Here is a 15,541-nt window from a genome sequence, read left to right as displayed (position 1 = left end):
CTTTCTGGCACCCGCGTGCCGGGCCGATCACCTTGAGGGTTTGAGTCGCCGATGTCCGAAAACCGCCTGTACCACTCCGTTGCCGCCAAGATCCGCGCACTGATCGACACGGGTGAATTCCCGGTCGGCTCGCGCCTGCCAGGCGAGCGCGAGTTGGCCGAGCGCTTCGGCGTCAGCCGCGTGACCGTGCGCGAGGCCGAGATCGCGCTGGAGGCGCAGGGCCGCATCGTGATCAAGATCGGCTCGGGCGTGTACGTCAAGCCACGCCTGGCCTCGGACGAGGGCGCGTTGCCGGATGTCAGCGCGTTCGAGCTGACCGCCGCGCGCGCGGTGATCGAGGCGGAGGCGGCCGCATTGGCGGCCAGCCACATCACCAATGCGGAGCTGGACGAACTGCGCGGCATGATCGAGGCGCTGTCGGCGCCGGGGCTCAGCGATGCGGCCGCTGCCGAATACGACCGTGCATTCCACCTGGCGATCGCGCGCATCAGCGGCAACCCGGTGGTGGCGCATTGCGTGCAGTTGATCTGGCGCATGCGCAACGAATTGCCGCGCGTGCGCGAGGTGTACGCGCGGGTCTGCCACGACGACGGCGCCACCCGCGTGGACGAGCACACCGCCATCCTGCAGGCACTGCAGCAACGCGACCCGGTAGCGGCACGCACGGCCATGCGCAACCACTTCCAGCGCCTGTTCGAATCCATGCTGGAAGCGACCGAAAGCGATGCACTGGCGGAAATCCGTCGACGCACCCAGCAGGACCGTGCGCACTTCATGGCGGCAACGCGCACCTGAGTGCATGTGATGGTTTGTTGGACGCGCTGCGTCCACCGCCAGCGGCACTTTCGTGCCGCTGACGCTTGATCCTCCGAAAGACACGTACTCCAATAAGCTAGACGCGCCGTCTGCCCTGGTTCGGCACCACCGACACGCAGCTGATCTGATTGTTGTGCCAGCGGTCGCTGCGGACGCTGCAGCGACAACACGCTGCAGGCGCGCCCACCCATCAGGCAGATCGCTCTGCCTGATGGGCGTGGGTACCTGCAGTGCAGGCCTCAGTCCGCCATCACCTTGTCTGGCGTCATCGGGGTGCTGCGGATGCGCTTGCCGGTGGCATGGAAGATCGCATTGCAGATCGCCGCCGACACGCCGACCAGGCCGATTTCGCCCACGCCCTTCGCGCCCAGGCTGCTGACAATGCGGTCGTCCTCGTCGGCGAAGATCACATCGATGTCATGGATGTCGGCATTGGCAGAGACGTGATACATCGCAAAATCGTGATTCATGAAACGGCCGAAACGGTGATCGGACTGGGTGTGCTCGTGCAATGCCTGGCCGATGCCCCAGACCACGCCGCCGACGATCTGGCTGCGCGCGGTGATCGGGTTGAGGATGCGCCCGGCCGCAATCGCGCTGACCACGCGGGTCACCCGCACCGTGCCCAGCTCTTCGTCCACGCGCACCTCCACGAACACCGCGCCATGGGTGGCGCGGGTGTAGTTGCGTTGCTTGAGCACATTGGGGAGCAGCAGGAACTTGTCTTCGATCTGTTCCAGCTGAGCGGCACGCAACAGCTCGGTCAAGGCGATGGTGGTACCGGCATCGGCGCGCAATGCCAGCGTGCCATCGGCGAAAACCACCTCGTCCAGCTTGGCCTTGGTAAAGCGCGAATTCGGTAACGCCTGCGCCAGCCGCAGCAGCCGCGCGCGCAGTTTCCCGCATGCGCCATCCACCGCCGAACCCACGGTGGTCACATGCGACGAGCCGCCTTCGATCGGTGCGACCGGCAATGTGGAATCGCCGAGCTGGAAGGTGACCTGTTCTAACGGCAAGCCCAGCGCTTCGGCGGCGATCATCGCCATCACCGTATACGTGCCGGTGCCGATATCGCTGGCCGCACTGCTCACCACCAGCCGGCCATCGGCATGCAGCACGGCGTGCGCGCGCGCAAACATCTGCATCGCATCCCATTGCCCGGTGGCCATACCCCAGCCGACCCATTCGTTGCCTTCCTTGCGCGCGCGCGGCTGCAACGGGCGCTGCGCCCAACCGAAGCGCTCGGCACCTTGCTGGTAGCACGCGCGCAGCGCCTTGCTGGAAAAAGGCTTGTCGTCGGCCGGATTGACCTCGGCGTAATTCTTCAGGCGCAGCGCCAGCGGATCCATGCCGAGCTCATAGGACAGCTCGTCCATCGCCACTTCCAGTGCATGCACGCCGTGTGCGGCGCCGGGTGCACGCATGTCCATCGGGCTGAACTGGTCCAGGCTCACCAGGTTGTAGCCCAGATGCACGTTGTCGCAGGCGTACAGCTGCCCGCTCCAGTTGACCACCGCCTCGACGTAATCCTCGATGCGTGAGGTTTCGGCAATGGCTTCGTGCCAGATCGCACGCAAGGTGCCGTCGCGGTCTGCACCGAGCTTGAGCCGCTGCAATGTCTCCGGGCGATGGCCGAAGGTGAACATCTGTTGCCGCGTCAGCACCACGCGCACCGAGCGGTCCAGCAGGATCGAGGCCATCACCGCAAGCGGCAATTGATACTGCGGGCGCAACCCGGAGCCGAAGGCACCGCCCACATACGGGTTGCGCACAGTGACCTTGCGCTTGCTCAAACCGAACACATGCGAGACATACCAACGGCTGTTCTGCGAGCCCTGGGTCTTGTCGTAAATGGTGAAGTGGCCATCGTCCTCGCGGATCACGGTGGAGGCGAACAACTCCATCGGATTGTGGTGCTCCACGCCGCTGTAATAGTCGGCCTGGACCTGGACAGCGGCATTGACGAACGCGGTCTCCGGCTCGCCCTTGTCCTTGGGCGGCGGCGAGAAACCGGCCTTCATGGCCTTGGGTTTGTGCGCACGGTCCAGATTGGTCATCAGGTTGGTTTCGTGCGGGTCCTGCAGCAGCTCCACTTCCACCAGATGCGCCGCGTGGCGCGCCGCTTCGAAGGTTTCGGCAACCACTAATGCGATCGGCTGGCCGCTGTATAGGATCTTGTTGTCGTACAAGGGGCGGAACGGCGAACCGGCAGGTGCGGTCATGTCCTTGTAGAACAGGTCCATGCCGCGCATGTGCGGGCGGTTTTCATGGGTGACGATTTCCAGCACGCCGGGCACTGCACGCGCGGCGGCGAGATGGAAGGCGACGATCTCGCCCTTGGCGATGCTGCTGTTGACCACCACGCCATAGGCCAGATCCGGCACCGGCCATTCGGCGGCATAGCGCGCCTGGCCGGTGACCTTGGCACGCCCGTCGATGCGGGTGACGCCGGTGCCGGTGGGGCGATAGCCGGTGCCGCTGTCGGCAACCGGTGGGGTCAGGTCGCTGTTGGATAGATCGTTGCTGCGTGCGTTCATGGCGATTCCTCCAGCGCGCTGGTTCGCCCGCGGTTGTCGATGGTGCCCTCGCGGGCGACGTCCAGGGCACGCACGATCGCGCGGCGGGCCAGCGGCAGTTTGAAGGCGTTTTCGCCCTGCGATTGCGCGCCTTGCAGCAACGCATCGGCCAGGCTGCCGAAACTCTCTGCCGTGGCCGGCTTGCCCACCAGCTGTGCTTCGGCCTCGGGATTGCGCCAGGGCTTGTGCGCCACGCCGCCCAGTGCAACGCGCACCTCGCGGATGCTGCCGTCTTCTGCCAACTCCAGCGCTGCGGCCACCGAGACCAGCGCGAAGGCATACGACAGGCGCTCGCGAATTTTCAGATAGGCACTGTGCGCGGCGAAGCGCTGCGCATCGGGCAGATCGATATGCACGATCAGCTCATCCGGCGCCAGGGTGCTGTCCAGCTCCGGATGATCGCCCGGCAAACGATGGAACTGCGCAAAGGGAATATCGCGTTCGCCATTAGGGCCTTGCACATGTACGACTGCATCCAGCGCCGCCAATGCCGTGCACATATCCGAGGGATGCGTGGCGATGCAGTGCGCACTGGCACCCAGGATGGCGTGATATTTGGTCAGCCCGCCGATGGCCGAGCATCCCGTGCCTGGCTCGCGCTTGTTGCACGGCGTGGCATGATCGTAGAAGTACACGCAGCGCGTGCGCTGCAACAGGTTGCCGCCATTGCTGGCCATATTGCGGATCTGCGGCGAGGCACCGGCCAGAATCGCGGCGCTCAGCAAGGGGTAGCGTGTTTCCACCTCCGGGTGATAAGCGGTGTCGGCATTGCGCGCAAGCGCGCCCAAGCGCAGTCCGCCATCGGGCTGCGTGCTGATGCTGTCCAGCGGCAGCCGGTTGATATCGACCAGGCGGCTGGGCCGCATCACTTGCAGCTTCATCAGATCGGTGAGATTGGTGCCGCCGGCGATCAGACGCACGGGGGCTTCGGCAGGTACCGGATGCTGGTCGCTGCTGCGCACTGCAAGTGCAGTGAGCGCCCCATCGACGTTGTCCGGGCGCGTGTAGGTAAGCGGAATCATGCCGGCACCGTCCCTGGCGTCCACGGTGTGGTGGCGCTCTCGCTGCTGTCGCTGGGTTTGCCCAGCACTTCCATCACCGCATCGGTGATCTGCGGATAGGCACCGCAACGGCAGAGATTGCCGCTCATCAATTCGCGCACCTGATCGCGGTCGTGCGCCTGGCCTTCGTTGATCAGGCCGACAGCCGAACACAATTGCCCAGGCGTGCAATAGCCGCACTGGAAGGCATCGTTTTCGATGAATGCGCGCTGCAACGGATGCAGTTGTTCGCCATCGGCCAGGCCCTCGACCGTGGTGATGTCGGCCCCGTCCTGCATGACCGCAAGCGTGAGGCAGCTATTGATGCGGCGACCATCCACCAGCACGGTGCACGCGCCGCACTGGCCGTGGTCGCAGCCTTTTTTGGTGCCGGTGAGATCGAGCCGGTCGCGCAGCAGATCGAGCAGGCTCACCCAGGCTTCGAGCTGTAATTGGTAGGGCTGACCGTTGATGCGCAGGTTGACCGGGTAGGTCGGCGCAGCAGTGGTGGCGGTGGCCGGCGCCAGATGAGTGGCAGTGGCGGGCGTGGCATTCATGCGGACCCCGTGGCGATGGCTGAGAGGAGGACCATCACCTTGATGCCTGTGCGGTCAAGGTGTGGTGTAGGGACGTGATGCATCTTTCACGTGTGTGTGACGTCGGAACACTCGCATGCGTGCCGCGCATGACGCCGCTTGTGTGGATGACAGGCGTGGTTGGAGCTGCGTTGCACATCGGCGCGTCAACCGAGCAAGCGACATCGCGAGCAAGAGCTGCGTTGAGCGAGCGCGACGATGATGGTGGCCGCCAGCGTGGTCACACCGTTGATGTCGCCCGTAGCAGCGCTCGGCCATGATGTGCATCCAGCGCATCAGACCAAGCGCATGACCATCGGCGATGCATGCGCAGGCGCAATGGCGCCTGCTGCGCGTCATCGTGGTGTCACCTGCATTGGCCAGGCTAGCCGGCCCAGCGCAAGGGGAGCGCACACTCATGAAAGCCAACGCCGCCCGCGCGTGGACGCAGGTGTTCACCCAGCATGGATCGGTGCTGCGTGGCTTTTTCGTGCGCCGTGGTGCCAAAGAAGAGGCCGAGGATCTGGTGCAGGAGACCTATCTACGCCTGTTGCGTGCGCATCAGGATCAGGGTGAGGCGATCGCCAATCCCGAGGCCTATCTGTACACGGTGGCGCTGAACTTGGCGCGCGAGCAGGCCGTGCGACGTAAACAGGCGCCGCTGCGCATCGAAGAGATGGAGCAGTTTTCGCAGGTGTTGGCCGCAGGCGACGACGTGGAAGACGCCGCGCACCGGCAGCAGCGCCAGCAACGCTTGCAGGCTTTGCTGGCAACATTGCCGGAGCGCACCTGTGCGGTATTGGTGATGCAATACCGCGATGGGCTGAGCTACAAACAGATCGCCGAGCGCATGGGGGTATCTGCGCATATGGTCAAGAAACACGTGGTGCGCGGGTTGTCGGCGTGCAGACGGGCAGTGGCCGACAGCGGAGAAAGCTGGTGAGTAAGTCTGCAGTGCCAAACCGCAGCGCTGTCGCTGAGGCCGCGCATTGGCATGCGCTGCAACGCATGCAGGCGCTGGATGCGGGGCAACAGGCCAGCTTTCTGCAATGGCTGACGGCATCGCCGCTGCATGTGCGCGAATACATGGCCGTGCTGCGCGTGTCTGGCGAACTGGGCGATGCATTGCGCGGCATGGAGCTGGACGTGGATGCTCTGCTCGACGCCGACCGGCGCAAGAGCACTGATGCAGTGGCGCGGAACGTGATCGCGCTGCCGTTGCCGCCACGATTGACGTCGCAACATGCGGCCCAGCCACACCGCTCCGCAGCCCAACGCAGTGCGCGCGTGCGCCCCTGGAGCATGGGGCTTGCCGCAGCGCTCTGCGGGGTGGCAGTGCTGACTGGCTGGGCTTGGCCGCGCACGCAAACCTACGCCACCGTGCACGGCGAGCAGCGCAGCGTGCAGTTGGCCGATCGCAGCGTGGTGCATCTGAATGCGCAAAGCAGCGTGCGCGCGACCATGACGCCGTGGAGCCGTCACTTGCAGCTGTTGCGTGGCCAGGCCAGCTTTGTGGTCGCACCGGACCGGCGCCCCTTGCAAGTGCACGCAGGCCATCTGCGTGTGGAGGATATCGGCACCACCTTCGACATTGCCTTGTATCAGCGTCAGGCACGTATCGAGGTGGCCGAGGGCCGTGTACACGTGTGGCACGAACAGCGCGCTGGGCAACCGATGCTCGCCAATCTGGGGGCAGGGCAGAGCGCGCGTATCGACGATGCGACTGGCCGGGTCGAACTCGCCAGCGAAGAGGTAGCCACGATGCATGCCTGGCGGCAGCGCCGCATCGTGTTCCGCGACGCACCGCTAGCCACGGTGGCCGAAGACTTCAATCGGCTCAATCGCACGCGCTTGTTGATCGACGACGCTGCCGCCGGTGCGTTGCGGCTCACCGGCAATCTGCGCGGCGACGATATCGCCTCGCTGCGCGCCTTCCTTGATGGCCAGCCAAACCTGCGCGTGGTCAGTGCGCCGGGAATTCTGCGTGTGCGCAGCCGGCCTGCGCAGGACACGCTTACGCGATAGCCGTGGTGCCAAGTGACGTATCGATGCGTGCATCGCCTGCGCGCGCTCAGCGTTCGCTCCTCCAGCACGTGTCACAGAAAATTCATCAAAAAACGGTGCCCGATCCTCGCTGTCGATCCTCGTAGTCCGGGTACAACGCAGCATCCCGCCTCGCGTGAGGTGCTGCGCATTGCTTCCTCCCCTACTGGATTCCACGATGCGCCGTACGTTGTTTCTTTCGATCGCTCTCGCCTTGCATGCCGGCACTGCCGGCGCCCAGGCGGCACCTGCCACCATCGCGGTCGATGCGATTCCTGCCCAGCCACTGGCACGCGCGCTCAATGCGCTGTCGCGTCAGACCGGGCTGCAGTTTGTCTATGCCGCAGGTGTGGCCGGCAACCCGCAGACCCGCGCCACCGCTGCCGGCATTGCACCGGAGCAGGCCTTGCAGCAATTGCTCGATGGCACCGGCCTGCGTTACCGCTATCTCAATGCGACCACGGTGACGATCGAAACCGCCGAGCCAGCGCCCGGCCTGCCGCAAACGATTCCTGCAACCGCGGCAGTCGCAACGAACGCAACGGCGCCAATGCCGCGCGCAGACGCACCGGTGCAGGAGCTGGACAGCATCCAGGTGCTCGGCAGTTACGCCGGCAGCCTCAGCGCCGCACTGCGGCAGAAGCGTTATGCCGACAGCGTGGTGGATGTGATCGCTGCCGAAGACATCGGCAAGCTGCCGGCGCAGAACGTGGCCGAAGCGCTGCAGCGCGTGCCCGGCGTGTCGATCGTGCGCGATCGCGGCGAAGGGGTGTACGTGCGTGTGCGCGGCCTGGGCCCGAACTTCCAGGTCACCACGCTCAACGGCCAGACCATGGCGGTCAACGAAAACGTGCGCACTTCTGGCCAAACCGGGCGGCAGTTCCGTTACGACACATTGCCGGCCGAACTGGTGTCCGGCCTGGATGTGATCAAGAGTCCCACCGCCGATCTGGACGAAGGTGCGATTGGCGGCATCATCAACGTACGCACGTTCCGCCCGTTGGAACTGGGCAAGACGCTGACCAATGTGTCGCTGGAATCGAGTCAGGCCCAGCGCACCCAGGCCAACGATCCGCGCGCCTCCGGGCTGTTCAATTGGGTCAACGCCGAAGGCACTTTCGGCATGTTGATTTCCGGCGCGTATGCGCAACGCACGCTGCGCCAGGACCGCGTCAACGAGGTGAGCTGGGACTATTACCGCAACGGCGTGCCGGGTGTGCCCGGCGCCAATTACGTGCCCACCGGTCTGCGCCCGACGCTGGAGCTGGAAGAGCGCGAACGCACCGGTGTGGCTGCCTCGCTGCAGTGGAAGCCGAGCGCACAATGGGAAACCAACCTGGATCTGCTCTATGCCAAGCAGACCGTGCATTACGACGAGTACAGCATGGGCGTGGGCTTCGACAGCCTGGCCAAGCTAAGCAATCTGCGCGTGGAAAACGGCGGCATTACCGGCTTCGATTATCGCAACGGCCAGGTGCAGATCTCGCGCGAAACTTCCGGCATCACCGACGACAATCGCAGTGCGCGCCTGTCCAGCACCTGGAGCGGCGACCGTTGGACGCTGGGCGCGGTGGCATTCCACTCGCAGGCGCACAGCTACGACTCCGATCCGATCCGGCGCACCCGTCTGCGCAGCGGTACCAACCTGTCGATGCGCGTGGACATGCCGCAAGCCGACGGCGACAACGTGCCCGATTGGAGCTTCACCAACGGCTTCGATCCAACCAACCCGGCCACCGTGGCAGGGCGCCGGCTGGAATGGCGCGAGATCGACGCACGCGACAAGGAAGACGCACTGCAGTTCGATGCCAAGCGTGCGCTCGACGGCAGCTTCTTCCGCGACTTCAAGGTGGGCGCCAAGTATCGCCAGCGCTCGCGCACTTACGACCGTGCCGATCTGCTGCTCAACAGCATCGCCGGCGTGCGTTTTCCAGGCAGCAATTTCACCGCATTGCCGGTGAGCGACATGCTGGCCGATGCCAACGGCAACCTGCCGCGGCAATGGCTGGCGCCGATCGAATCCACGTTCTGGGGCAATTGGCCGACCAGCGCCGATCTGAGCAATACGCCCAATAGCGCCGACCTGCAGAATTCCTATGAGGTGCAGGAAAAGATCGCCTCGGCCTACGCGATGACCAACTTCGGCACCGAACTGGCCGGCCGCGAGCTGCGCGGCAATCTCGGTGCGCGCGTGGTGCGCACCGAACAGGCCACCGATGGTCATGCCGACGTCAACGGCAGCGCGCAACCGGTGCACTTCGAGCGCAGCTACACCAATGTGCTGCCCTCGTTCAATGCAGCCTGGGACGTGCGCGAGGACATGGTGCTGCGCAGCTCCGCTGCCAAGGTGATCACGCGCCCGGACCTCACCGATCTGTCGTCCAAGCTCACCTTCAATTCCAGTGGCGAACGCTTCACCGCCAGTGGTGGCAATCCTGCGTTGCAGCCATTCGAGGCATGGCAGTACGACCTGACCTTCGAGTGGTACATCGATGGCACCTCGGCCCTGACCGGCGGGTTGTTCTACAAGGATATTTCCAGCTTCATCCAGACCCAGATGTCCAACCTGGTCTACGAAGGCCAGACCTATCTGCTGTCGTCCAAGACCAACGGCAGCAAGGCGATGGTGCAGGGCGCGGAAGTGGCGTACCAGCAGGTCTTCACCGGCCTGCCGTCGCCGCTGGATGGCCTGGGCATGCAGCTCAATTACACCTGGACCGACAGCAAGGCCACCTATCACGACGGCGCCAGCAGCTTCACCGACAGCCTGGAAGGCGTGGCCAAGAACACCTACAACGCCGTGCTGTTCTACGAGAAGGGGCCGTTGATGGCGCGCGTCAGCTACAGCTGGAGCGACGACATTCTCAACGCGGTGGGCACCGCCAATGTGGCCACGCTCAACAGCGACCAGTTCGGTAGCCTCGATGCCAATGTCGCCTACAAGGTCAACGACACGCTGTCGGTATTCGTCAACGCGATCAACCTCACCGGCGAAGTGCAGCGCCAGTTCGTTGGCGATCACTTGTTCGGCGGCTATACCGACTACGGCCGCACCTGGTCGGTGGGGATGCGCGCGCGTTTTTGAGATTGGCCGGGACCGGCTGGCGAGCAGTCGTCAGCTGGCTGCGGACGGTGCGCTTGTGGTCCGAGCGTAGGAGCGGTGCATGCCGCTCCTGCATCGGCCACGCCCACCTGACAGCTGCGCAGTTGCGTTGATCGCCGTTCCACGGTTGTCGGCGGCAGCCACTGCCGCTACTCGGCGCCTACTGCAGGGGTGCCGCATGCAAGGCAGCATCGCCCGCGTTGGCGCTGTTGCCAGCTGCATTGCGCGAGATCTCGCGCAATGCAGTGGGTGCACCACGTTTTGAGACCACTCATGTCATTACTGCCTCGTATCTGTATGTGTTTCTTTGTGCTGTTCGTTGCCGGTCCGGCTGCGTTGGAAGTGGCGCATGCCGCTGCTGCGGCGCCGGAGACGCTTGAAAAAGTCGTCATCCTCAAGCGCCACGGCGTGCGTGCGGCGATGTCCAGCCCGGAGCAGCTGGGCCGCTATTCCGCACGTCCCTGGCCACGCTTCGCTGTGCCGGCCGGGCACCTGACCGCCAACGGTGCGCGTCTGGAAGCGTTGTTCGGAGCCTATTACCGCGCGCATTACGCGCCGCTTGGTGTGTTCGATGGCGATGGCTGCGCCAACGTCTATTACTGGGCCAATCGCACCCAGCGCACCATCGCCTCGGCACGCGCGTTGGCAAGCACGCTCACGCCGGGGTGCACGAACACGGTGCACCACGTTGCCGACGGCGCGTCCGATCCACTGTTCGACGGTGCCCCGGCATTGCGGCAGCCAGCTGCCGCTGCATTGATGCGTGCGGCCATCGCCGGCCGCGTCGGTGGAGATGTTGCGTCCTGGAATGCGACGCAACACGATGCGATCGACAGCCTGCAGCAACTGCTGCTGCAGTGCGCGCAGCGGCCGTGTCCAGCGCAGGCTGGTGCCGGCAAGCAACGCCTGGATGCGGTGCACTCGCGCATGGGCGATGCCCACGATGGAATCGCCGGTGTCGAAGGCCCGGCACCATCTGCATCGGGTATCAGCGAAAGCCTGCTGATGGGCTGGGCCGATGGCCAGGACTTTGCCGCATTGGGGTGGCAAGGCGTGAACGAGGCCAGTCTGCTGCGCGCATTCGCACCGCATCAGGCCGAGTTCGCGCTGCGTCTGCGTGCGCCGACGGTGGCGCGCATGGCCAGTTCGCCGCTGGCCGCACGATTACTGGCGACCTTGCAGCAAGGCAGCACTACCGACGCTGGCACTGATACTCACAGCAACGGCAACAGCAATGCCAGCGGCAATAGCAATACACCGCACCCCACGCCGATCGGTGGCGATGCACGGCTGGTAGTGCTGTCCGGGCACGACGGCACGCTGACCTTGCTGGCCGGCATGTTCGATCTGCATTGGCAGTTGCCCGGTTACCAGCCCGACCAGACCGTACCCGGTGGCGCGCTGGTGTTCGAGCGCTGGCGCCGTGCAGATGGGCAACGGGTGATCCGCCTGCGCTACACCGCGCAGACCCTGGCGCAACTGCGCGAACGCCGCGTGCTGACGCCACAGGCGCCGCCGCCCTCGTCGCCTGTGTTCATTCCCGGTTGCAGCAGCGCCACACCGGATTACGACTGCCCACTGCCTGCCCTGGCCAGCTTGATCGACGCCGCAATCGACCCGCATTACCTGAGCGAATGACGCTGCACGCGCCGGCCACGACCGGCGCGTGTAGTTGCATCGGCGCATGAGCGCCGTTTCTCTGGCCACCGTGCCAGCCGCTGTTTTTCACCACTGCAAGAGGCGATTTATGCTCCACCAGCTACGTACTCTCGTCAGTCTCGGAATCACGCTCGGTCTTGCCTGTGCAAGCATCGCCCAGGCACAAACAAACGTCGGCGTCCTCGACGTGCTGACTTACAACGTCGCCGGCCTGCCCGAAGGGCTGTCCAGCGGAACGCCGGCCACCAACACCGCACTGCTGGCGCCGAAACTGGCACCTTACGGCCTGGTCAATGTGCAGGAAGACTTCAACTACCACGCCACGTTGTACGCGGGGGATGCGCATCCGTACCGCACCGCCACCAGTGGCGGCGCTGCCTTCGGCGACGGGCTCAATACGCTCAGCAACTATCCCTTCAGCGACTTCACCCGGATCAAGTGGAATCAGTGCAACGGCACCGACTGCCTGACCCCGAAGGGTTTCAGTTACATGCGCGTGCGCCTGGCCGATGGCGTGTTGCTGGATGTCTACAACGCGCATCCCAATGCCGGTGTCGAAGCGGGCGATCTGTCCGCACGCCGTGCCAATATCGGCCAGCTGGCGCAGTTCATCCAGACCTGGTCGGCCGGTAACGCGGTGCTGGTGATGATGGATTCCAACACGCGTTACACCCGCAGCGACGACAATATCCGCGAGCTGATCGCCTCCAATGGGCTGACCGATGCGTGGGTGGAATTGATCAAGGGCACAGCACCGGCGGCTGGCGCCGCACCGCTGCTGTGCGGCACGCCACCCACCAACAGCTGCGAGGTGGTCGACAAGATCCTGTACCGCGATGCGCCGCAACTGACCCTGGTGGCCAACCGCTATCAGCTCGATGGCGGCGGCTTCTACGACAGTGCAGGCAAGCCCCTGTCCGACCATTACCCACTGCATGCGCAGTTCGGTTGGGCAGTGGGCGATCGACTGCGCACCAGCGACCAGTTCGGTGGCCCGCACGGTATCCCGTTCAACGACCTGGCCGGCAACACCGGCGGTCGCCCGCTCAGCGGGGTGACCCTGCGCGGCGGCGCGCGTCTGGATGGCCTGGGTGTGATCCTGGACAGCGGCAAGCTGCTCGCGCACGGCGGCAGTGGTGGGCAGGCGACGACGTTGTCGCTGGGTGCCAACGAAACGCTGGCTTCGGCAACTTTCAGCGTAGGCAAGTACAACGACCGCACCCGCGTGTTCTCACTGAGCCTGCGCACCAACAAAGGCCGCAGCGTGCAGGTGGGCACACCGAGCAGCGAGACCTATACGCTGACCGCGCCGAGCGGCTGGCATATCGCCGGTTTCACCGGCCGCGCCGGCGACGAGATCGACAAATTGGGTGTGGTGTATGCGAAGGACTGAGCGTAGCTGACGCAACAGACTGCGTAACGAGCGTAACGCGTTGCGTAGCAGCGGCACGGCCAGGGATGGCCAGTGTTGCGTGAGCGGCTGCAGGCCCATGCTTCAGCGATATTGACGCCGTGCTTGCTTGCATTCTTCACTGTGCACAGTGCAACGAGACCGCTGATGACGGGAGTAGAAACGCGCTGCACGGCTGCATGGGACGAGCGCAAAGCAGAGTGCTATCAGCCGGAGGGATGCTCAGCCATAGGTGGGTCGTGTCTCATGGATATGCCGGTCGTCACGCAAGCGCACCCTTGCCCGTAGCCACTGCGCAAACTGCTTCTCGCTCCAGGCGCCATCGGCCAATTGCATCATGGCGACGTACTTGTCTTCTTGCGATGCAATGAGCTCAGCACCATTGAGTCCAAGAAAGACGCGATAGCAGACATGGGCGGTGCGCTTGTTGCCATCCACAAACGGGTGATTGCGTGCCAGCCCATAGGCCAGGCTCGCAGTCAGTTCCACCAGGTCGGGCGGGGGATCGCCGTAGGAGAACAACTGTTGCGGGCGTGTCAGCGCCGAATCCAGCAAGGCTTCATCACGCACGCCAGTTGCGCCACCGTGCTCGCTCAACTGACGTTCGTGTATTGCCAAGGCAAGCGCGCGCTCGATCCAGACGACCATGCGGGTGTTCATTTGGCCAACTTGTGCAGCACCTGCCGATCCTCGCGCATCACCTGCTCGGCCACCTCCATCTGCGCGGCCAGGGTAGGGTCGAACGCGGTCAACTTGATGCCGTCGGGCGTTTCCAGCGCATACAGTTCGTCGCCCTTGCCCAGGCGCAGACGGGCCAGCAGTTCCTTGGGCAGGATGACGCCGGCGGAATTGCCGATGGAGGTGATCTTGAGTTTCATGGCGGCGCCCCTTGTTATTACGTGAGTTATAACTCGGGGCCCGGTCTGTCGCAAGCTCGCCCGCTGAATCGGCTCAGCAAGCTGAGTTGGCCAATCTCGCCTGCTGCGACCGAGGGGTGTACAAATGTACACCTAGTCCCGGCTGGCCGTTTTCTCCTATGGAATCTCTCTCTCCCAAACGTGCGGCGGTGCTGGCCTTCCTGCAGGAACAGGCACGCGCAGGGGTGTCGCCCAGCCTGGCCGAGATTGCGCAGGCGTTCGGCTTCGCCTCGCGCAATGCCGCGCAAAAGCACGTGCAGGCACTGGCCGAGGCCGGGTTGATCGAGCTGCTGCCCAATCAAAAGCGCGGTATCCGGGTGCCAGGCCGGATGAGGCCTGATCCGGCGCGCAATGCGGTGCTGGCCTTGCCGGTGCTGGGGCGGGTGGCGGCCGGTGTGCCGATCGGGGCGGATATCGGGCTGGATCGTCAGCTGTGGCTGGACCGCGCGCTGTTCTCGCTGCGTCCGGATTATCTGTTGCAGGTGCAAGGCGACTCGATGATCGACGACGGCATTCTGGACGGCGATCTGGTGGGCGTGCATCGCAGCAACGATGCGCGCGATGGGCAGATCGTGGTGGCACGTGTGGATGGCGAGATCACCATCAAACGACTGGAGCACGGCGACGAGCGCATCCGCCTGTTGCCACGCAACCGCGCGCATGCGCCGATCGTGGTGGCGGCCGATGCCGACTTCGCGATCGAAGGGCTGTACTGCGGTCTGATCCGGCAGGGTTGAGATGAGCCAGGAGCCCGCGCGCATCAGGCAGGACGGCAACGCGGCAGTCGCACTGCCGCTGGACGCCCTGCTGGCCACGCGCACAGTCTGGCGCGCAGGTCACGGCACGGCCATTGCCCATGGCGGCGAATCCACCGGGCATGCCGCACTGGATGCGCTGCTGCCCGATGGTGGCTGGCCGCGGCGGGCACTGACCGAATTGCTGTTGCCCGCGCACGGCGTAGGCGAGATCGCATTGTTGTTGCCCACGCTGGCGCGCATGACCGGCGCCAGCAGTCGCGTAGTGTTGGTGGCGCCTCCGTTCATTCCCTACGCATCTGCCTGGCAGGCGGGTGGAGTGGTGCTGGAACATCTGGAAGTGGTGCAGGCCGAGCCGCGCGACGCCTTGTGGGCGTTCGAACAATGCCTGCGCAGCGGTGCCTGCGCGGCGGTATTGGGCTGGCCGCAGACCGGCGATGCGCGCGCGTTGCGGCGGCTGCAAGTCGCCGCCGACAGCGGCAATTGCTGCGCCTTCGCGCTGCGCGACCGCAAGCATGCGGTCAATGCATCGCCGGCCGCCTTGCGGCTGGAATTTCTGCCCGAGCGCGATGCCTGGCAGGTGCGCAAGTGCCGCGGTGGGCAGGTCCCCTCGCAGCCGTTGCGGCTGGCGCATTGAGGCGCGCGC

General features: G+C 64.8%; 13 protein-coding genes. 8 read left to right on the top strand and 5 right to left on the bottom strand.

From position 1 onward, the window contains the following. The first annotated feature begins 51 nt into the window (after window positions 1-51). Window positions 52-795, top strand: a complete 744-nt coding sequence (locus tag AC1PLU_RS16540) for a FadR/GntR family transcriptional regulator (RefSeq protein ID WP_481093654.1) — start codon at window positions 52-54, stop codon at window positions 793-795. A 260-nt stretch (window positions 796-1,055) separates the two neighbouring features. Here the strand turns inward: AC1PLU_RS16540 and AC1PLU_RS16535 are convergent, their stop codons facing one another. Genes AC1PLU_RS16535 through AC1PLU_RS16525 form a run of 3 tightly spaced genes read right to left on the bottom strand, consistent with a single transcriptional unit; the run spans window position 1,056 to window position 4,989 of the window. Then, a complete protein-coding gene (locus AC1PLU_RS16535) occupies window positions 1,056-3,353 on the bottom strand; it encodes a xanthine dehydrogenase family protein molybdopterin-binding subunit (protein ID WP_481106776.1) in 2,298 nt (765 codons plus the stop codon). After that, the gene (locus AC1PLU_RS16530) at window positions 3,350-4,438 is read right to left on the bottom strand and encodes an FAD binding domain-containing protein (protein WP_481106775.1); all 1,089 of its coding nucleotides are present in this window, start codon (window positions 4,436-4,438) and stop codon (window positions 3,350-3,352) included. The genes AC1PLU_RS16535 and AC1PLU_RS16530 overlap by 4 nt, the downstream gene beginning before the upstream one ends. Continuing rightward, entirely contained in the window at window positions 4,411-4,989 is a 579-nt protein-coding gene (locus AC1PLU_RS16525; protein WP_481106774.1) for a (2Fe-2S)-binding protein, read from the bottom strand. Before AC1PLU_RS16525 ends, AC1PLU_RS16530 begins: the two co-directional genes overlap by 28 nt. Window positions 4,990-5,425: 436 nt before the next feature. Between AC1PLU_RS16525 and AC1PLU_RS16520 the strand changes: the two genes are divergently transcribed. From AC1PLU_RS16520 to AC1PLU_RS16500, 5 genes are all read left to right on the top strand, one after another. Further along, a complete protein-coding gene (locus AC1PLU_RS16520; RefSeq protein ID WP_023903059.1) occupies window positions 5,426-5,950 on the top strand; it encodes an RNA polymerase sigma factor in 525 nt (174 codons plus the stop codon). Continuing rightward, window positions 5,947-7,032: a FecR family protein gene (locus tag AC1PLU_RS16515; RefSeq protein ID WP_481106773.1), complete on the top strand. Its 1,086-nt coding sequence runs from the start codon at window positions 5,947-5,949 to the stop codon at window positions 7,030-7,032. Before AC1PLU_RS16520 ends, AC1PLU_RS16515 begins: the two co-directional genes overlap by 4 nt. 196 nt (window positions 7,033-7,228) lie before the next feature. Further along, window positions 7,229-10,135 carry a TonB-dependent receptor gene (locus AC1PLU_RS16510; RefSeq protein WP_481106772.1) on the top strand — a complete coding sequence of 969 codons (2,907 nt, stop codon included), beginning with the start codon at window positions 7,229-7,231 and terminating at the stop codon, window positions 10,133-10,135. Between the two features lie 315 nt (window positions 10,136-10,450). Beyond that, window positions 10,451-11,791 (top strand): histidine-type phosphatase, encoded by a 1,341-nt coding sequence (locus tag AC1PLU_RS16505; protein ID WP_481108542.1) that lies wholly within the window; start codon window positions 10,451-10,453, stop codon window positions 11,789-11,791. 109 nt (window positions 11,792-11,900) lie between these two features. After that, window positions 11,901-13,205: a jacalin-like lectin gene (locus AC1PLU_RS16500; RefSeq protein ID WP_481093649.1), complete on the top strand. Its 1,305-nt coding sequence runs from the start codon at window positions 11,901-11,903 to the stop codon at window positions 13,203-13,205. Between the two features lie 240 nt (window positions 13,206-13,445). On the opposite strand, the gene AC1PLU_RS16495 is transcribed toward AC1PLU_RS16500, so the two are convergent. Further along, window positions 13,446-13,871 carry a type II toxin-antitoxin system death-on-curing family toxin gene (locus tag AC1PLU_RS16495; protein WP_115037739.1) on the bottom strand — a complete coding sequence of 142 codons (426 nt, stop codon included), beginning with the start codon at window positions 13,869-13,871 and terminating at the stop codon, window positions 13,446-13,448. Between the two features lie 8 nt (window positions 13,872-13,879). Next, window positions 13,880-14,101: an AbrB/MazE/SpoVT family DNA-binding domain-containing protein gene (locus tag AC1PLU_RS16490; RefSeq protein ID WP_006450805.1), complete on the bottom strand. Its 222-nt coding sequence runs from the start codon at window positions 14,099-14,101 to the stop codon at window positions 13,880-13,882. Between the two features lie 158 nt (window positions 14,102-14,259). On the opposite strand from AC1PLU_RS16490, the gene lexA reads away from it, so the two are divergent. Next, complete coding sequence (lexA, locus tag AC1PLU_RS16485; protein WP_481093648.1) at window positions 14,260-14,877, top strand: transcriptional repressor LexA; 618 nt, start codon at window positions 14,260-14,262, stop codon at window positions 14,875-14,877. Between the two features lies 1 nt (window position 14,878). Then, complete coding sequence (gene imuA / locus AC1PLU_RS16480; protein ID WP_481093647.1) at window positions 14,879-15,532, top strand: translesion DNA synthesis-associated protein ImuA; 654 nt, start codon at window positions 14,879-14,881, stop codon at window positions 15,530-15,532. Window positions 15,533-15,541 lie beyond the last annotated feature (9 nt).

It is taken from the genome of Xanthomonas sp. NCPPB 2933 (assembly GCF_056725225.1).
Note: the sequence above shows the minus strand (reverse complement) of the source record. Positions and strands in the feature narration are given on the sequence as shown.

What these genes read in the sequence shown, in the direction of transcription:
- AC1PLU_RS16540 (WP_481093654.1), top strand. Translation starts at nt 52, where the DNA reads ATGTCCGAAAACCGCCTGTACCACTCCGTTGCCGCCAAGATCCGCGCA.
- AC1PLU_RS16535 (WP_481106776.1), bottom strand. Translation starts at nt 3,353, where the DNA reads ATGAACGCACGCAGCAACGATCTATCCAACAGCGACCTGACCCCACCG.
- AC1PLU_RS16525 (WP_481106774.1), bottom strand. Translation starts at nt 4,989, where the DNA reads ATGAATGCCACGCCCGCCACTGCCACTCATCTGGCGCCGGCCACCGCC.
- AC1PLU_RS16520 (WP_023903059.1), top strand. Translation starts at nt 5,426, where the DNA reads ATGAAAGCCAACGCCGCCCGCGCGTGGACGCAGGTGTTCACCCAGCAT.
- AC1PLU_RS16510 (WP_481106772.1), top strand. Translation starts at nt 7,229, where the DNA reads ATGCGCCGTACGTTGTTTCTTTCGATCGCTCTCGCCTTGCATGCCGGC.
- AC1PLU_RS16505 (WP_481108542.1), top strand. Translation starts at nt 10,451, where the DNA reads ATGTGTTTCTTTGTGCTGTTCGTTGCCGGTCCGGCTGCGTTGGAAGTG.
- AC1PLU_RS16500 (WP_481093649.1), top strand. Translation starts at nt 11,901, where the DNA reads ATGCTCCACCAGCTACGTACTCTCGTCAGTCTCGGAATCACGCTCGGT.
- AC1PLU_RS16495 (WP_115037739.1), bottom strand. Translation starts at nt 13,871, where the DNA reads ATGGTCGTCTGGATCGAGCGCGCGCTTGCCTTGGCAATACACGAACGT.
- AC1PLU_RS16490 (WP_006450805.1), bottom strand. Translation starts at nt 14,101, where the DNA reads ATGAAACTCAAGATCACCTCCATCGGCAATTCCGCCGGCGTCATCCTG.
- lexA (WP_481093648.1), top strand. Translation starts at nt 14,260, where the DNA reads ATGGAATCTCTCTCTCCCAAACGTGCGGCGGTGCTGGCCTTCCTGCAG.
- imuA (WP_481093647.1), top strand. Translation starts at nt 14,879, where the DNA reads ATGAGCCAGGAGCCCGCGCGCATCAGGCAGGACGGCAACGCGGCAGTC.